The following is a 16699-nucleotide window of genomic DNA, read 5'->3' as shown; positions in this document are numbered from 1 at the left end:
GCCAACAGAACCGGGCCTTGACACCCGTCCGCACCGCTTCAACGAGGCAGGCCGCCAGCGATGACCACCCCCCAGAGTCCCCGTAGCGACACCCGAGCGCGGATCATCGACGTGGCACTGGAGTTGTTCGCCGAGCACGGCTACGAGAAGACCTCGCTGCGCGAGATCGCCGACCGCCTCGGCGTCACCAAGGCCGCCCTGTACTACCACTTCAAGACCAAGGACGACATCGTCCGCGGCATCGTCGAGAAGATGGCCGCCCCGCTGGACGACGCCATCGCGTTCGGCGAGGGCAAGGACTGGTCGCCGGAACTCCGCGACGAACTGCTCCGCCGGTTCGCCGCCGGCATGGGCGAGCGGGCGCCGCTGCTGCGCTTCTTCCACGAGAACCAGCCCGCGCTGCGGGAGTCCGCGGCCGGGCTGGCGTTCAAGGAGCGGATGATCAAGATGATCACCCTGCTGCACGGGCCCGAGCCGACCTTCCGCGACAAGCTGCGCGCCACCGTCGCACTGACCTCCATGCACTCGGCGATGTTCCTGCTCAAGGCCGACCTGTGCGGGCCCGGGCGGGAGTCGGCCGACTCGGCGTCGGTCAGCGCGGACGAGGCGATGGAGGCGGCCCTGGAGGTCGCCCTGGAGGTCGCCGCACACATCGAGCCGCCCGCGCACTGACGCGCGGACGGCTCGGACGGCTCGGGGTGCGGCGGATCAGAAGTTGTTCGCGCCGTGGCCCTTCAGGTAGCCGATCGGGTCGGTCACCTTCGCGTACTGGTTGGCGGTGCGGATCTCGAAGTGCAGGTGCGGCCCGGTCGAGTTGCCGGTGTTGCCGGACTTGCCGATCCGGTCGCCCGCGCCCACGTGCTGCCCGGCCTTCACCTCCAGCTGCGACAGGTGCGCGTACTGGGCGAAGCGGCCGTCGGACAGCTTCAGCACGATCTGGTTGCCGTACGCGCCGGCCCAGCCGGACGAGACCACGGTCGAGTCGCCGACCGCCACCAGCGGGGTGCCCACGGCCACCGCGAAGTCGGTGCCGGTGTGGAAGCCGGCCGCGTACGAGGCGTTGGTCTTGTGGTACGGGTTGCTGATCGGCGCGCCCGGGGCGGGCGAGGACCAGTCCGGCTTGACCGGAGCGGGGGCCGGGGCGGGCTCGGGCGCCGGGGCCGGCTGCTCGGCGGGCTGCTGCTCGGCGGCGGGCTGCTCGGCCGGCTGCGGCTGGTCCTGGTGCTCCTCGGCAGCGGGCTGCTCGGCGGCGGGCTGCTCGGCCGGGTGCTCGTCGGCGGCGTGCTCGTGCGCGTCCGTCGGGTTCGTCAGCTGGTCCAGGTTGGCGGCGACCACGGCCAACGGGCCGGTGGTGTCCTCGGCGTGCGGCTCCGGGGCGGACAGCTGGAGCTCGCCCGGCTGGACGTCCGCCGTGGTGAACGGGGAGTCGCCCAGGGCGGCCGGAACGGTCTGCGCGGCGGCGTGCCCGCCCGGGATCAGCATGGCGCCGAAGGCGACCACGGCGGCGCCGGTGGCGAGTGCCGTGGCGGGGCCGCGGCGGGCCGGGGCGACGGCGGAGGCGTCGGAACCGGTGACGGACTGGATGTGGCGGGTGCTGATCGCCTGGAGAATCCGGCGGCCGGTGGCGGGGAAAGAACGCATCGGAGTCGGTACCTCACGGACGGGGCCAGAGCGGGGCCGAGCCGGGGGGCTCGCCGAACTGGTGGGAACGACTCCGGTGTAAACGACCTCCCGGGCCGGGCCCAAAGGTGTGACGTACGACGGCGAGTAGTGGACGAAGCTCACGGAATAGCACCCCCGGGCATCGGACAGACCGGCACATCCCGTCCCAAACCTCCTATCGCCCGTCGTATGTCGTCGGAGGCCTGTGACCATCGCCACCGGGAAGCGGCCGGTTTGAGCCCGAACCGCCCCGGGTACAAACGGCCCTCGGATCGATCGGTCTTCCGATCCACCCGGCGGTTGGAGATGATCGGCCAATGAACGCCATCTCGTTACAGGACCGCAGCTTCCTCGCCCGCCGCCGGGCCGACCGCCTGCTGTCCGGCAGCCGCCCGCAGACCGTCCGCGAAGCGCTCGCCGCCCTCGCCGCCCTCTCCGACGGCCCCTACCCGCTCGACGAGCCCACCGACATGTACGGCAACCGCATCGTCCGCACCCTGGAACGCCGCACCGCCGACCTGCTCGGCAAGCCCGACGCCGCCTGGTTCCCGACCGGCACGATGGGCCAGCAGGCCGCCCTCAAGGTCTGGGCCGACACCCACGGGCCGGCCGTCGCGATGCACCCGCTCGCCCACACCGAGGTCCACGAACGCCGCGCCCACCAGGTGCTCAGCGGCCTGCACAGCGTCCCGCAGACCGCCGCCCCCCGGCAGCCCACCGTCGCGGAGCTCGCCGCCCTGGACGAGCCGTTCGACGTCCTGATGCTGGAACTCCCGCTGCGCGACGCCGGCTTCGTGCTGCCCAGCTGGGAGGAGTTGACCGCGCTGTACGACTTCGCCGCCGACCGCGGCGTGCCGGTCCACCTGGACGGCGCCCGGCTCTGGGAGTCCGCCCCGCACCTGGGCCGGAGCCTGCCGGAGATCTGCGCCCGCGCCGGATCGGTGTACGTCTCCTTCTACAAGTCGCTGGGCGGACACAGCGGTGCCGTGGTCGCCGGCGATGAGGAGTTCGTCCGCCGGATCAAGCTCTGGCGGCACCGCTACGGCGGCAAGCTGTGGCAGCAGTGGCCCGCCGTACTGTCCGCGCTGGCCGGCCTGGACAACGAGCTGCCCCGGCTGCCCGACTACGTGGCGCACGCCAAGGTGGTCGCCGCCGCGCTCGCCGAGGCCCCGGGCGCCTGGATCAACCCGGCGCCGCCGCACACCCACCAGTTCCAGCTCTGGCTGCCCCACCCTGCCGAACGCCTGGCCGAGGCCGGCCTCCGGCAGGCCGAGGAACAGGGCGTGTCGCTGTTCGGCGGCTGGCGGGAGCCCGGCCCGCAGCCCGGCGTGGCGATGACCGAGGTGGCGGTGACCGCCGCCGCCCTGGAATGGACGCCGAAGGAGATCACCGAGGCGATGGCCGGCTTCCTCGCCCTGCTCTGAGCAGCCGGAGACGCCGAAGGGCCCCGACGGTTCGAAAACCGCCGGGGCCCTTCTGCTTCAGCTGTGCTCAGCCGAGCGTCACTTGGTGTGCTTGACCTGGATCAGAGCCTCAAGCTCGTTGTGCGACTGCCACAGCACCTCGATCTGGGTGCCGGTCTTGGCCACCTGGACGGAGCTGTACGGGTTCGACGCGTCCCAGTAGGTGTTCTTCTTGTCGTTGAAGACGGTCACCCCGCGCTCGCTGGGGATCTTGGTGAGCGCGTCGGCCTTGTGCAGCTGCAGGCCGGTGGTGCGGTCGAAGCGGAAGGTGGAGTCGTACGCCTGGAAGCGCGGACGCATCAGGGTGCCGTCGTTCCACTTCAGCGGGGCCGGGTGGGCGTCGATCGGGAGGATCAGGCCCTGGCCGGGGTGGTTTGCCACGTTGTTGTCCGACTGCGAGGAGTCCCACAGCCAGATCAGGATGCCGTTCTGGTTGGCGTAGTGCTCGACCCAGTCCGGACGGGCGGCGGAACCGAAGTTGTACGGGCCGGTCTTCAGCGTGGTGTCGAAGGACACGTACTGACGGTTCTCGACCAGGTAGTGCTGGTCGTAGTCCTTGTTGAACTTGCCGGAGATCCGGGAGAAGCCCGACGCGGTCCAGCCGTTGTCACCGTTCTCGGCGCCGTCGGTGAAGACGGTGGCGCCGTTCGCGGTGATCGCGATCTCGTCCAGGGCGACGCCCTTGCCGTGCACGCCCGGGTCGGTGGTGTTGTGGAAGCGGATCTTGATCGCCTTGCCGGCGTACGCGTCCAGCGAGAACGACAGGTCGCCCCAGCCGTTCGAGTTGCCGGTGATGGAGTTCTCCGGCAGCGCCGTGCCGTTGAAGGTGCCGGCCAGCGAGGACCAGTTCTTGCCGCCGTCGGTGGACACCTCGGCGTACGCGAAGTCGTAGTCCTGCTCCAGGTCGTACCAGGCCTTCGCGGTGAGCGAGGCCGAGGTCTTCCCGGTCAGGTCGACGTCACGGGTCAGGGTGACGTTCAGGTTGTCGGCGCTGCCGCTCCACCACTCGTTGGCACCCGCGAACGGGGTGTTGATCTCGGTGGTGACGGTCTTCGCCGGCAGGTCGACGATCAGACCCTGCTTGCGCTTGTTGTTGTACTCGGCCGGGCCCAGCAGGCTGACCGTGTTCTTGCCGGCCTTGGCGGTGTCGTAGTCCAGCCAGCCCAGCTTCAGCTTCGACCAGATGTCCAGGTCGTTCGGCATGTCGCCGATCTCGTTGCGGCCCTCGCCCAGCCAGGAGCCCGAGGACATCAGGGACCAGAAACCGACCGAGTTGTCGATGCCCTGGCCGCTGGTGTCGTACAGGTCCGGCAGGCCCAGGTCGTGGCCGTACTCGTGGGCGAACACGCCCAGGCCGCCGTTCTCCGGCTGCATGGTGTAGTCGCCGACCCATAGGCCGGTGCCGCCGATCGGGGTGCCGCCGAGCTTGTTGTTCTCCGGACCGGTCTTGCCGGCCTGGTTGGCGTACACGTACGAGCGGTGCGCCCACAGGGCGTCGGTGCCCTGGACGCCGCCGCCGGCCGACTGGTCCTCACCGGCGTGGACGATCTGGAAGTGGTCCAGGTAGCCGTCCGGCTCGTTGAAGTTGCCGTTGCCGTTGAAGTCGTAACGGTCCCACTGGTCGTACTGCGCCAGGTTGGCCTTGATGTCCGCGTCGGTGCGGCCCTTGGCCTTCTGGTCGGCGACCCAGGCGTTGATGCCGTCGCGGATCAGGTCCTGCGCGTTGGCGCAGACGTGCTGGCCGCAGTAGTCCGAGCCGTAGCGGGCCTCGTTCCACGGAACCCGCACCCAGTCGGTGACCAGACCGTCGACCGAGTAGCGGCCCGAGGACTGCTTCTCGTAGTAGGTCTTCAGCGACGGCCGGTTGGCCGCGAAGTACAGGTCCTGGTAGTGCGCCTGGTTGTAGTCCGCCTGCCACGCCGTGGAGTTGTCCTTGGTGCGGTCCGGAGAGGCGATCTGGTTGTGCGCCGGGCCGGGGGTGCCGCCGTACTTCACCTTGCCGTCGGCGGTCTTGGTGGTGTTGTCGACCTGGTCGCCGAAGTCCACCAGGATGGTGAAGATCCGGTCGGTGCGCTCGCGCGACAGCTCGACGTACTTGTCGCGGCCCAGCTTGACCGAGCTGCCGTTGCCGTGCTTCTCGACCTTCGCGGTGCCGTTGACCAGCTGCTCTATCGCGGCCTTCTGCTCAGCCTGCACCTTGTCGGTGAGCGGGCTCTGCAGCTCGCGGGGCACGCTGTCGTTCTGGATGGCGTCGGCCGGGTCCTTCACGACCGGCGTCACCGGAGCGGCGGTAGCCGTACCCGGCAGCATGCCGACGCCGAGCGCGGCCGACACCGCGATGGCGGCGGAGGCCGCGGCGACCTTCTTGGTCATCTTCAACGTGGGACGTCCTCCCCTTACCGGCGTGGCGGATGGCCGGGCCGGTGAACCAATGCAAGACAGGTGGACGACATTTGACCCAAGGTCCGGTAAAAAAGAAAGACCTTGACCCTGGCATGGCCACGACGCTATGCTCCGCCGACTCAAATCATCTGACGATCCGTCAATCTACCTACGGTGCCTGTGATCACCGGGTCGGTCGCACTCGCACCGCACCCGATCCCACCCGTTCGGTCCCGCCCCGCCCCGCATTCACAGCGCACGGAAACCTAAACAGTTTTTCAACTGAAAAACCCGGGTGCCGAAAAGCCGCCGCCCCCGACCTGAACAGGTCGGGGGCGGCGGCTGGAACGCGCTTTGTGGCGCTATTACTTCGTCAGATCCGGGCCGGTCGCCGAGACCGCCGCCGGAGTGTCCGCCACCGGGGACTTCTCCTCACCGCGGAAGGTGAACTTGGCTGCCTTGCCCTCACCCTCCACGCCGACCACCACGATGTGGCCGGACCGCAGCTCACCGAACAGGATCTTCTCGGACAGGTGGTCCTCGATCTCCCGCTGGATCGTGCGGCGCAGCGGACGGGCGCCCAGGATCGGGTCGTAGCCGCGCTTCGCCAGCAGGCTCTTCGCCTCCGCGCTGAGCTCGATGGCCATGTCGCGGTCCTTCAGGCGCTGGTCCACCTTCGCGATCATCAGGTCGACGATCTCGATGATGTTCGCCTCGGACAGCTGGTGGAACACCACGATGTCGTCGACACGGTTCAGGAACTCGGGACGGAAGTGCTGCTTGAGCTCCTCGCCGACCTTCGCCTTCATCCGCTCGTAGCCGGTCTGGACGTCACCCGTGGCCGCGAAGCCCAGGTTGAAGCCCTTGGAGATGTCCCGGGTGCCGAGGTTGGTGGTCATGATGATGACCGTGTTCTTGAAGTCCACGACCCGGCCCTGGGAGTCGGTCAGGCGACCGTCCTCCAGGATCTGCAGCAGCGAGTTGAAGATGTCCGGGTGGGCCTTCTCGACCTCGTCGAACAGCACCACCGAGAACGGCTTGCGGCGCACCTTCTCGGTGAGCTGGCCGCCCTCTTCGTAACCCACGTATCCGGGCGGGGAGCCGAACAGCCGCGACACGGTGTGCTTCTCCGAGAACTCGGACATGTCGAGCGCGATCAGCGCGTCCTCGTCCCCGAACAGGAACTCTGCCAGGGTCTTGGACAGCTCGGTCTTACCGACACCCGAGGGGCCGGCGAAGATGAACGAACCACCGGGGCGCTTCGGGTCCTTCAGACCGGCCCGGGTACGGCGGATCGCCTGCGAGAGCGCCTTGATGGCGTCCTCCTGGCCGATGACCCGCTTGTGCAGCTCGTCCTCCATGCGCAGCAGACGCGAGGACTCCTCCTCGGTCAGCTTGAAGACCGGGATGCCGGTGGCGGTGGCCAGGACCTCGGCGATGAGCTCCTCGTCCACCTCGGCCACGACGTCCATGTCGCCGGCCTTCCACTCCTTCTCCCGCTTGGCCTTCGCCTGGAGCAGCTGCTTCTCGTTGTCACGCAGCGACGCGGCCTTCTCGAAGTCCTGCGCGTCGATCGCGGACTCCTTCTCCCGGCGCACCTCGGCGATCTTCTCGTCGAACTCGCGCAGGTCCGGCGGCGCGGTCATCCGGCGGATGCGCATCCGGGAACCGGCCTCGTCGATCAGGTCGATCGCCTTGTCCGGCAGGAAGCGGTCCGAGATGTACCGGTCGGCCAGGGTGGCGGCGGCGACCAGGGCGGCGTCGGTGATCGACACCCGGTGGTGCGCCTCGTACCGGTCGCGCAGGCCCTTGAGGATCTCGATGGTGTGCGGGAGCGACGGCTCGGCGACCTGGATCGGCTGGAAGCGGCGCTCCAGCGCGGCGTCCTTCTCCAGGTGCTTGCGGTACTCGTCCAGCGTGGTGGCGCCGATGGTCTGAAGCTCACCGCGGGCCAGCATCGGCTTCAGGATGGAGGCGGCGTCGATCGCGCCCTCGGCGGCGCCCGCGCCGACCAGGGTGTGCAGCTCGTCGATGAACAGGATGATGTCGCCGCGGGTGCGGATCTCCTTGAGGACCTTCTTCAGGCGCTCCTCGAAGTCACCGCGGTAGCGGGAGCCGGCGACCAGGGCGCCGAGGTCCAGCGTGTAGAGCTGCTTGTCCTTCAGCGTCTCCGGGACCTCGCCCTTGATGATCGCCTGGGCCAGGCCCTCGACGACCGCGGTCTTGCCGACGCCGGGCTCGCCGATCAGCACCGGGTTGTTCTTGGTGCGGCGGGACAGCACCTGCATGACCCGCTCGATCTCCTTCTCGCGCCCGATCACCGGGTCGAGCTTGGCCTCGCGGGCGGCCTGCGTCAGGTTGCGGCCGAACTGGTCGAGCACCAGGGAGGTGGACGGGGTGCCCTCGGCGGGGCCGCCGGCGGTGGCCGACTCCTTGCCGCTGCCGGTCTGGTAGCCGGACAGCAGCTGGATGACCTGCTGGCGCACCCGGTTCAGGTCGGCGCCCAGCTTCACCAGGACCTGGGCGGCGACGCCCTCGCCCTCGCGGATCAGACCGAGCAGGATGTGCTCGGTGCCGATGTAGTTGTGGCCGAGCTGAAGGGCCTCGCGGAGCGACAGCTCCAGCACCTTCTTCGCCCGGGGAGTGAAGGGGATGTGACCGGACGGGGCCTGCTGGCCCTGGCCGATGATCTCCTCGACCTGCTGGCGGACCGCCTCGAGCGAGATGCCGAGGCTCTCCAGCGCCTTGGCGGCGACACCCTCGCCCTCGTGGATCAGGCCCAGGAGGATGTGCTCGGTGCCGATGTAGTTGTGGTTGAGCATCCGGGCTTCTTCCTGTGCCAGGACGACAACCCGCCGCGCGCGGTCGGTGAACCTCTCGAACATCGTTAATCGCTCCTCAGAGCGGTCGGTCAGTTCGGGGGCCGTCCCCGCCCTGTCCTTCCGCATGCTAGTCCCGCTCAGCGGCGCGGCTACGGAACTCCCGCCGGAGCGGGAGAAACCTGCTGCGCGACCAGCCGACACCTTTCCCAACCTGATGCTGGGAGACGGTGTTCCCAGCGGCGGGCCCGATGCACCGGATACCGCTACGCCAACGGCGAACACGGTCCGGTGGAACCGGTGGACCGGCCCCGCGCAGTGCTCCGGCCGGGCTCCTGAGACCCCGTCCACCTGCATTCATACCCGGTCGGGCGGCGGGATTCGCGCGGTTTCCGGGGGGTGCTTGTTCGCCTGGCGAGAAGTCGGCCGAGCGGGCACCCGAAGTGACGTGCCGTCAACTCGACCGCGCGTGGCGTACCGCCGTGCCGGTGGCGGCCGTGAGCGCGCCGCTCACTCCAGCCTTGCACAGGTCCTGACCGGTCCGCCGCTGGTCGCGGGGCCGGTCGCGGGGCCGCCGGGCCGGATGCCCGACCTGTCGGGCCGGCTCGGCCGGGGCCCCGAACTGCGACTGCCGTGAAGGTCAGGAGGCGTTGGCCTTCTCGTACGCCTCACGCACATTGCCGGGGACACGGCCGCGGTCGTTGACCGGGTAGCCGTTCTCCTTCGCCCAGACGCGGATCTTGGCGGTGTCGGCCTGTCCGGTCGAGGAGGCGGAGCGACCGGCGCCCCGGGTGCCGCCGCGACGCGGGGCGGTCAGCCGACCGCTCTGCTTGCGACCCTTCTCGACGTACGGGGCCAGCATGCCGCGAAGCTTCTCCGCGTTGTCGCTCTTCAGGTCGATCTCATAGGCCACGCCGTCAAGAGCGAACGTCACCGTCTCGTCTGCGGAGCCGCCATCGAGATCGTCTTCCAGAATGACCTGAACCCTCTGTGCCACGGGCTTCCCTTTCCGCGATAACGGTCCATTGCCTAGTGAAAGGAAAGCGCCTTTTCCCGGAAAACACAAACCCCTGTGCCGCCCGTCGTGCCCGGAGAGCCGGATCAGAGGTGCAGCAGCATGCGCGAGTTGCCCAGTGTGTTCGGCTTCACGCGCTCCAGGTCGAGGAACTCGGCGACGCCTTCGTCGTACGAGCGCAGGAGTTCTTCATAGACTTCTGTGGCCACGACTGCCGGGTCTGCCGTACGATCGTCGTTTTCGCCGATCTCGACGAAGCCGTGTTTCGAGAAGAACGGCACCTCGAACGTCAGGCAGAAAATCCGACGGACGCCGAGCCAGCGGGCCGTCTCCAGCAGCTTGTCCAGCAGCTGGTGGCCGATGCCGAGGCCTTTGCAGACCGGATCGACCGCGAGGGTGCGCACCTCGGCGAGGTCCTCCCACATCACGTGCAGTGCGCCGCAGGCCACCACGCGGCCGTCCTCGTCGCGTTCGGCGACCCAGAACTCCTGGACGGATTCGAACAGGGTGACGGTCGGCTTGTCGAGCAGAATGCCGTTGCGGGAGTACGTGTCGATGAGCCGGCGAACGGCGCGCACGTCGGTGGTCCGCGCACGGCGGATGGTGACCTCCATGCCTGGGAACGTTATCGTGCCTCGGGCGGGCGGGTCTCCTCGGTATCGACGCCGGCCACTCGCAGAGCGTCGCGCAGCCACTCGCGCTGTTCCGGAGACATCATCCCGAAGAAGTGCACCAGGGCCGCGGCCGGATTGTCGCTCGTCGCCCAGGCGTCGTTCATCAGCGCGGCGGTGTAAGCCTCGCGCGAGGAGACCGGCTCATATCGGTATGCGCGCCCGGCGCGCTCCCGGCGCACCCAGCCCTTTCGATAGAGCTTGTCGAGCACCGTCATCACAGTCGTGTACGCGATTTCACGTTCCGAACGCAGATCCTGCAGAACCTCTCGAACGGTGACCGGGCGGTTCCACTGCCACACCCGGGTCATGATGTCGTTCTCGAGTTCTCCGAGTTGCCGCACCATAGTGCGGCCCAGGATAGGACCGAATCGGACAAAGGGCGGCAAATGGCAAAGAGATCGGCGCGCCGCTCCCCGAAAGGGGGAACGACGCGCCGGTCTGCGGTCGGACTATTCGGCCGGGGAGCGGGTCGCCATCGCCTCGGCGGCGGCGTCCTCCTTGGCCTTCTGTGCGCCGCCCTGGCTGCGGATGATGGCCCGCACCAGGAAGGCGAAGCCGATCGCCATCACCAGCGGCGGCACGATCGCGCTGACGTACTCCATGGGACTACTCCTCGGTGTCCTCGTCGGTCTCGGCGGTGGTCGCCTTGTCGCTCTTTCCGGCCTTCTCCGGCTTCACCAGCGGGAACAGCACCGTCTCGCGGATGTTCTTGCCGGTCAGCAGCATGATCAGGCGGTCCACGCCCAGGCCGAGGCCGCCGGTGGGCGGCATCGCGTACTCCAGGGCGCGCAGGAAGTCCTCGTCGAGCTGCATCGCCTCGACGTCGCCGCCGGCCGCCAGCAGGGACTGCGCGGTCAGGCGGGCGCGCTGCTCGACCGGGTCGATCAGCTCGGAGTAGGCGGTGCCGATCTCGGTGCCGAAGATCACCAGGTCCCACTTCTCCGCGACGCCCTCGATCGAGCGGTGCCGGCGGGTCAGCGGGGAGACCTCGGTCGGGTAGTCCTTGATGAAGGTCGGCTTGATCGCGTGGTGCTCCAGCAGGCGCTCGACCATCTCCAGGACGATCTGGCCGTGGCCCCACTCCTTCTCGTACGGGATGCCGGCCTCGTCGGCGAGCTTGCGCAGCTCGTCCACCGAGGTGGCGGGGGTGACCTCGGTGCCCAGGCGGGCGGAGATGCCCGGGTAGACCGAGACCTCCTGCCAGGGCTCGGCGAGGTCGATCTCGTGCTCGGCGCCGTCCGGGCCGAGGCCCTTGACCACGGTGGTGCCCAGCGCGTCCTGCGCGGCGTTCACGATGATCGCCCGGATCAGCTCGGCCTGGGTGTCGTAGTCGCCGTACGCCTCGTACGACTCCAGGGCGGTGAACTCCGGGTTGTGGGTGGCGTCCGCGCCCTCGTTGCGGAAGTTCCGGTTGATCTCGAAGACCTTCTCGGCGCCGCCGACCACCAGGCGCTTCAGGTACAGCTCGGTCGCGATCCGCAGGTACAGCTCGATGTCGTACGCGTTGATGTGCGTCTTGAACGGGCGGGCGTTGGCGCCGCCGTGGATCGGCTGCAGCATCGGGGTCTCGACCTCGAGGTAGCCGCGGTCCTCGTAGGTGCGGCGGATCGAGCGGATCACCCGGGTGCGCAGGTGCAGCATCTCGCGCGCCTCGGGGTTCACGATCAGGTCGACGTAGCGCTGGCGGACCCGGGCCTCCGGGTCGGTCAGGCCCTTGTGCTTGTCCGGCAGCGGGCGCAGGCACTTGGCGGTGAGCTCCCAGCGGTCCACCATCACGCTCAGCTCGCCGCGGCGGGAGGTGATCACCTCGCCCTCGACGCCGACCTGGTCGCCGAGGTCGATGTCGGTCTTCCAGGCGGCCAGCCGCTCCTCGCCCAGCTTGTCCAGGGACAGCATCACCTGGAGGTCGCCGGAGCCGTCGCGCAGGGTGGCGAAGCAGAGCTTGCCGCCGGTACGGGCCAGCACGACGCGGCCGGTGATGCCCGCCCGCTCGCCGGTCGCGGTGTCCGGCGCCAGGTCCGGGTGCTTGTCCCGCAGCTCGGCGATGGTCGAGGTGCGGGGGAACCCGACCGGGTACGGGTCGACGCCGGCCGCCCGCAGCCGGTCCAGCTTCTCGCGCCGGACGCGCATCTGCTCGGGAAGGTCGTCGGTCGCGGGGAGAGTGCTCTGATCGCTCACCCCACCAGGGTAGCCAGGCTCACGGGCTGTTCCGCCACGGGATATCGCACCGCCCGCCCGCGGCCGCGCCGCCGCTCGGCCCCGGACACGCCGAAGCCCCCTCCGGGGAGGGGGCTCGCGGCAGGTGGCGGACGGTCAGCCGTCGGTGCCGGTGGCGAGTTCGGGGCGCTCGGCGTCGGTGGGGGGTTCGGGGTGCGGGGCGGGGCGGGTGCGGCGGCCGAAGAGCTCGGCGGGGGTCGGCATCCGGCGGGTGCGGGGGAGGTCGGCGGGGGGCTGCGGGTGCTGGTCGCTCATCGGGAACCGTCCTCCAACTGGGATGGCGGGGTGGGGTTCGGGCGCGGGGTTCGGTACGGCGGCGAGGTGCCGCTGCCCGGAGCCGAGGGAGAGCCGCTCCCGGACCTCCGCCTCGGCGATTGCGTGGCACCGCCCGGCGAGCCGGGAGCGGCGGGCGTGCTCGGGCGGCCCGCAGGGCTGGCGGGACAGCGCGCGCAGGGCGGAGAGGTCCTCGGCGGTGGGGAGGTAGCCGTCGGTGACGGCCTCCTCCAGCCGTTCCAGGTAGCCGCCCGCGCTGCCGGGAAGAGCCGCCCGGTAGCGGCTCAGGTCGGCCAGCAGGAAGGTGCGCAGACGCCCGCCCTCCTGGACCGCCTCGTCGATGGCCTCGGTGAGCCGGAGCGCGTCCTGGACGTCCTCGGCCCACAGTTCGCCGACGGCGGCGGGCATCGGGAGCCGATCGGGCGCGGCCGGATAGAGGGCTTGGGCGAGGGCACGGCGCAGCACCCGGACTTCGTCGGCGCTGAAGGCCATGCCGCCGCGCGATCCGTGTGGCGTTGGCATGGATCGACAGTACGTGGCGTACGTCCGACTTATGGCGATTGAGGACGTGTTTGTCCCGATTGGCCTATGAGATGGTGCATCTGACGCCCGGTCGGCGGTCGACCGGGCGTCAGGTGTGGTCACGTGCCGTCAGGCGGTGGCCGGGCGGTTGCGTTCGAAGATCAGGCGCAGGCCGATCAGGGTCAGCCACGGCTCGTGCACGTCGATCGAGTCGGCCTCGCCGAGGACCAGCGGGGCCAGGCCGCCGGTGGCGATCACCTGGACGTCGTTCGGGTCCTTGGCGAGTTCCTTGGCCATCCGGTTGACCAGGCCGTCCACCTGCCCGGCGAAGCCGTACAGGATGCCCGACTGCATGCCCTCGACGGTGTTCTTGCCGATCACGTTCCGCGGGCGGGCCAGCTCGATCTTGCGGAGCATCGCGGTGCGGCCGCCCAGGGCGTCGACCGAGATCTCGATGCCCGGGGCGATCGCGCCGCCCACGTAGTCGCCGCGCGCGTTGATCGCGTCGAAGGTGGTGGCGGTGCCGAAGTCGACCACGATGCACGGCCCGCCGTACAGGTGGTTGGCGGCCAGCGCGTTGACGATCCGGTCCGCGCCGACCTCCTTCGGGTTGTCCATCAGCACGTGCACGCCGGTCTTCACGCCCGGCTCCACGATCACCGCCGGCACGTCCCCGTAGTACCGGCGGGTCACCTCGCGCAGTTCGTGCAGTACCGCCGGCACCGAGGAGCAGATGGCCAGGCCGGCCACCCGGTCGTCGGCCGAGACGATCGGGTGGGCGCCCATCAACCCCTGGAGCAGCACCGCCATTTCGTCGGCGGTACGGCGCGGGTCGGTGGAGATCCGCCAGTGCTCGACGATCTCCTCGCCGTCGAACAGGCCGAGCGTGGTCTGGGTGTTGCCGACGTCGATGGTGAGGAGCATGGGGCGCTTTCTGCTTGGAAGGGTCAGGAACTGCGGAGGTCCAGGCCGATGTCCAGGATCGGCGAGGAGTGCGTCAGGGCGCCGACGGCCAGGAAGTCGACACCAGTCTCCGCGACCTCACGCGCCGTGGCCAGGGTCAGACCACCGGAAGCCTCCAGCTTCGCCCGGCCCGCGACCAGAGCGACCGCCTCGCGCAGCTGCTCGGTGCTGAAGTTGTCCAGCAGGATGAGGTCCGCGCCGGCCTCCAGCACCGGGGCGATCTGCTCGACGGTGTCCACCTCGACCTCGATCGGCAGCTCCGGGAACGCCTCGCGGACGGCGGTGAACGCCTCCACGACGCCGCCGGCGGCGACCACGTGGTTGTCCTTCACCAGCGCCGCGTCCGAGAGCGCCATCCTGTGGTTGGCGCCGCCGCCCGCGCGGACCGCGAACTTCTCCAGCGCGCGCAGGCCCGGGGTGGTCTTGCGGGTGTCGCGGACCACCGCCCCGGTGCCCTCCAGGGCGTCCGCCCAGGCGCGGGTCGCGGTGGCGATGCCCGACAGGTGGCAGAGCAGGTTCAGCGCGGAACGCTCGGCGGTCAGCAGGTCACGGGTCCGGCTGCGCACCGAGAGCAGCACCTGGCCGGCCTCGACCGAAGCGCCGTCCTCGACGTGCCGCTCGACCTCGAACTCCTCCTCGCAGACCAGCGAGACGACCGCCTCGGCGACCCGCAGACCCGCGACGACACCCGCCTGACGGGCCGTGAAGTCCGCCGTCGCGACGGCCTCGGCGGGGACGGTCGCCACCGAGGTGACGTCCTCGCCGCCGGCCAGGTCCTCGGACAGGGCCATCATCGCCACGTCCTCGACCTCGACCGGGTCCAGGCCGGCCGCCTCCAGCAGCTCGGCCAGCGCGGGGTCGAGCCCGGTCTCGTACACCTCGCCGTCACCGCAGGCACAGCCGTCGCCGCAGCCGTCGGACTCGGCGGACAGGAGGGGGAGTTCGTCGTGGGACATGAAGGGAGCTCCAAGGGGATAGATGCGCCCCGCAGGGGCGCGAGGAACTGCACGAAGCGGGAGGGGGCGAGGAGTCAGGTCCGGTACGGGCGGGGCCGGGCTCCCCGGGACGGGGCAACCGGCCGTCGCATCAAGAACATTCCGTGCCCAGCGGGTGGATCACGTGGCGCTGCCAGTCGGTGTCGTCGCGGTCGGGGAAGTCTTCGCGCCAGTGGCAGCCGCGGGTCTCCTCGCGGAGCGCGGCGGCGGCGGTGAGGGCGGTGGCGACCTGGTGGAGGTTGGTGGCCTCCCAGGTCTCGACGGAGGGGGAGCCGGGGTGGGCCGGGTCGGGCAGGGCGGCCAGGCCCTTCGCGGTGGCGGCCAGCGACTCCGCGGAGCGGATCACGCCCGCGCCGGTGGACATCAGCTGCTGGATCGCGCCGCGGCTCTCCGCCGCGAGCAGCGGAACGGGCGCGGCGGCCCGCGCGGCGTCCGTGTTCACCGTGCGGGCGGGCAGCTGTCCGGCCTCGGCGAGCGCGGACAGGTCGGCGGCGATCCGCTCGGCGAAGACCAGGCCTTCGAGCAGCGAGTTGGAGGCGAGGCGGTTCGCGCCGTGCACGCCGGTGCACGCGACCTCGCCGCAGGCGTACAGGCCCGGGACGGTGGTGCGGCCGTGCAGGTCGGTGCGGATGCCGCCGGAGGCGAAGTGCACGGCCGGGGCGACCGGGATCGGCTCGGTGACCGGGTCGATGCCGTGGGTGCGGCAGGCCGCCAGGATGGTGGGGAAGCGGTGCTCCCACATCTTGGCGCCGAAGTGCCGCCCGTCCAGGTACATGTTCTGGGTGCCCTGGGCGAGCATCCGGCGGGTGATGGCCTTGGCGACGATGTCGCGCGGGGCGAGTTCGGCGAGCTCGTGCTGCCCGACCATGAAGCGCACGCCGTCGGCGTCCACCAGGTGCGCGCCCTCGCCGCGGACGGCCTCGGAGACCAGCGGCTGCTGGCCCTGCGCGTCCACGCCGAGGAACAGCACGGTGGGGTGGAACTGGACGAACTCCAGGTCGGTGACCTCGGCGCCGGCCCGCAGGGCGAGCGCGACGCCGTCGCCGGTGGAGACCGCCGGGTTGGTGGTCGCCGAGAAGACCTGGCCCATGCCGCCGGACGCCAGCACCACGGCGCGGGCCAGGATCGCGCCGACGCCGTCGCGCTGGCCCTCGCCCATCACGTGCAGGGTGACACCGGAGGCGTGGCCGCCGGCGTCGGTGAGCAGGTCCAGGACGAGGGCGTGCTCGATGAGTTCGAGGCCCGGGTCGGCCTCGACGGCGGCGACCAGGGCGCGTTCGATCTCGGCGCCGGTGGCGTCGCCGCCGGCGTGCGCGATCCGGCGGCGGTGGTGCCCGCCCTCGCGGGTGAGGACGATCTCGCCGTCCTCGTCGAGGTCGAACTCGGCGCCCAGCTCGATGAGCCGGCGCACCGCGTCCGGGCCCTCGGTGACCAGGGTGCGGACCGCCTCCTCGTCGCACAGCCCGGCCCCGGCGACCAGGGTGTCCTGAAGGTGCTGCTCCGGGGTGTCGCCCTCGCCCAGGGCGGCGGCGACGCCGCCCTGGGCCCAGCGGGTGGAGCCGTCGTCGAGCATCGCCTTGGTGACCACCATGGCCCGCAGGCCGGCCTTGCGGGCATTGAGCGCGACGGTGAGGCCGGCCACGCCGGAGCCGACGACGACCACGTCGGTGCTCGTGGTCCAGCCGGGGGCGGGGGCGGTCAGACGATGCGTCAT

Annotated in this window: 13 protein-coding genes and 1 pseudogene; 2 read left to right on the top strand and 12 right to left on the bottom strand. The window is 70.4% G+C overall.

Annotation, left to right across the window (positions count from 1 at the left end; translation table 11 throughout):
- The first annotated feature begins 60 nt into the window (after nucleotides 1-60).
- Nucleotides 61-672, top strand: a complete 612-nt coding sequence (locus tag ACFV4P_RS16620; RefSeq protein ID WP_073807698.1) for a TetR/AcrR family transcriptional regulator — start codon at nucleotides 61-63, stop codon at nucleotides 670-672.
- 36 nt (nucleotides 673-708) lie between these two features.
- On the opposite strand, the gene ACFV4P_RS16615 is transcribed toward ACFV4P_RS16620, so the two are convergent.
- Nucleotides 709-1641, bottom strand: a complete 933-nt coding sequence (locus ACFV4P_RS16615; protein ID WP_380471649.1) for a M23 family metallopeptidase — start codon at nucleotides 1639-1641, stop codon at nucleotides 709-711.
- 338 nt (nucleotides 1642-1979) lie between these two features.
- Here ACFV4P_RS16615 and ACFV4P_RS16610 point away from each other — a divergent pair, with 338 nt between their 5' ends.
- Complete coding sequence (locus tag ACFV4P_RS16610; protein WP_380471647.1) at nucleotides 1980-3086, top strand: threonine aldolase family protein; 1107 nt, start codon at nucleotides 1980-1982, stop codon at nucleotides 3084-3086.
- Nucleotides 3087-3164: 78 nt separating this feature from the next.
- Here the strand turns inward: ACFV4P_RS16610 and ACFV4P_RS16605 are convergent, their stop codons facing one another.
- The 11 genes and pseudogenes from ACFV4P_RS16605 to ACFV4P_RS16555 all read right to left on the bottom strand — a co-directional run bounded on the left by ACFV4P_RS16605 (nucleotide 3165) and on the right by ACFV4P_RS16555 (nucleotide 16699).
- On the bottom strand, nucleotides 3165-5498 hold the full coding sequence (locus tag ACFV4P_RS16605) for an immune inhibitor A domain-containing protein (protein ID WP_380472048.1): 2334 nt from the start codon (nucleotides 5496-5498) through the stop codon (nucleotides 3165-3167).
- 374 nt (nucleotides 5499-5872) lie between these two features.
- Nucleotides 5873-8392, bottom strand: coding sequence for an ATP-dependent Clp protease ATP-binding subunit (locus ACFV4P_RS16600; protein ID WP_380471644.1), 2520 nt, complete (start codon nucleotides 8390-8392; stop codon nucleotides 5873-5875).
- A gap of 574 nt (nucleotides 8393-8966) precedes the next feature.
- Nucleotides 8967-9323: an Lsr2 family protein gene (locus ACFV4P_RS16595; RefSeq protein ID WP_380471642.1), complete on the bottom strand. Its 357-nt coding sequence runs from the start codon at nucleotides 9321-9323 to the stop codon at nucleotides 8967-8969.
- A 104-nt stretch (nucleotides 9324-9427) separates the two neighbouring features.
- Nucleotides 9428-9955 carry an amino-acid N-acetyltransferase gene (locus ACFV4P_RS16590; protein WP_380471639.1) on the bottom strand — a complete coding sequence of 176 codons (528 nt, stop codon included), beginning with the start codon at nucleotides 9953-9955 and terminating at the stop codon, nucleotides 9428-9430.
- A gap of 11 nt (nucleotides 9956-9966) precedes the next feature.
- Nucleotides 9967-10359, bottom strand: a complete 393-nt coding sequence (locus tag ACFV4P_RS16585) for a BlaI/MecI/CopY family transcriptional regulator (protein WP_035872322.1) — start codon at nucleotides 10357-10359, stop codon at nucleotides 9967-9969.
- A 105-nt stretch (nucleotides 10360-10464) separates the two neighbouring features.
- The gene (locus tag ACFV4P_RS16580) at nucleotides 10465-10617 is read right to left on the bottom strand and encodes a hypothetical protein (protein WP_180290497.1); all 153 of its coding nucleotides are present in this window, start codon (nucleotides 10615-10617) and stop codon (nucleotides 10465-10467) included.
- Between the two features lie 4 nt (nucleotides 10618-10621).
- Nucleotides 10622-12184: pseudogene (gene lysX / locus ACFV4P_RS16575) on the bottom strand (bifunctional lysylphosphatidylglycerol synthetase/lysine--tRNA ligase LysX); the annotation flags it as partial.
- Nucleotides 12185-12328: 144 nt separating this feature from the next.
- The gene (locus ACFV4P_RS16570) at nucleotides 12329-13027 is read right to left on the bottom strand and encodes a hypothetical protein (protein ID WP_380471636.1); all 699 of its coding nucleotides are present in this window, start codon (nucleotides 13025-13027) and stop codon (nucleotides 12329-12331) included.
- 129 nt (nucleotides 13028-13156) lie between these two features.
- A complete protein-coding gene (locus ACFV4P_RS16565) occupies nucleotides 13157-13951 on the bottom strand; it encodes a type III pantothenate kinase (RefSeq protein ID WP_035863765.1) in 795 nt (264 codons plus the stop codon).
- 23 nt (nucleotides 13952-13974) lie between these two features.
- Entirely contained in the window at nucleotides 13975-14946 is a 972-nt protein-coding gene (gene nadC / locus ACFV4P_RS16560) for a carboxylating nicotinate-nucleotide diphosphorylase (protein ID WP_380471634.1), read from the bottom strand.
- Nucleotides 14947-15076: 130 nt separating this feature from the next.
- The gene (locus ACFV4P_RS16555; protein ID WP_380471631.1) at nucleotides 15077-16699 is read right to left on the bottom strand and encodes an L-aspartate oxidase; all 1623 of its coding nucleotides are present in this window, start codon (nucleotides 16697-16699) and stop codon (nucleotides 15077-15079) included.

It is taken from the genome of Kitasatospora sp. NPDC059795, from assembly GCF_042732175.1.
GTDB lineage: Bacteria > Actinomycetota > Actinomycetes > Streptomycetales > Streptomycetaceae > Kitasatospora.
The sequence above is the reverse complement of the archived record's forward strand: the minus strand, read 5'-3'. Positions and strand labels throughout refer to the sequence as shown.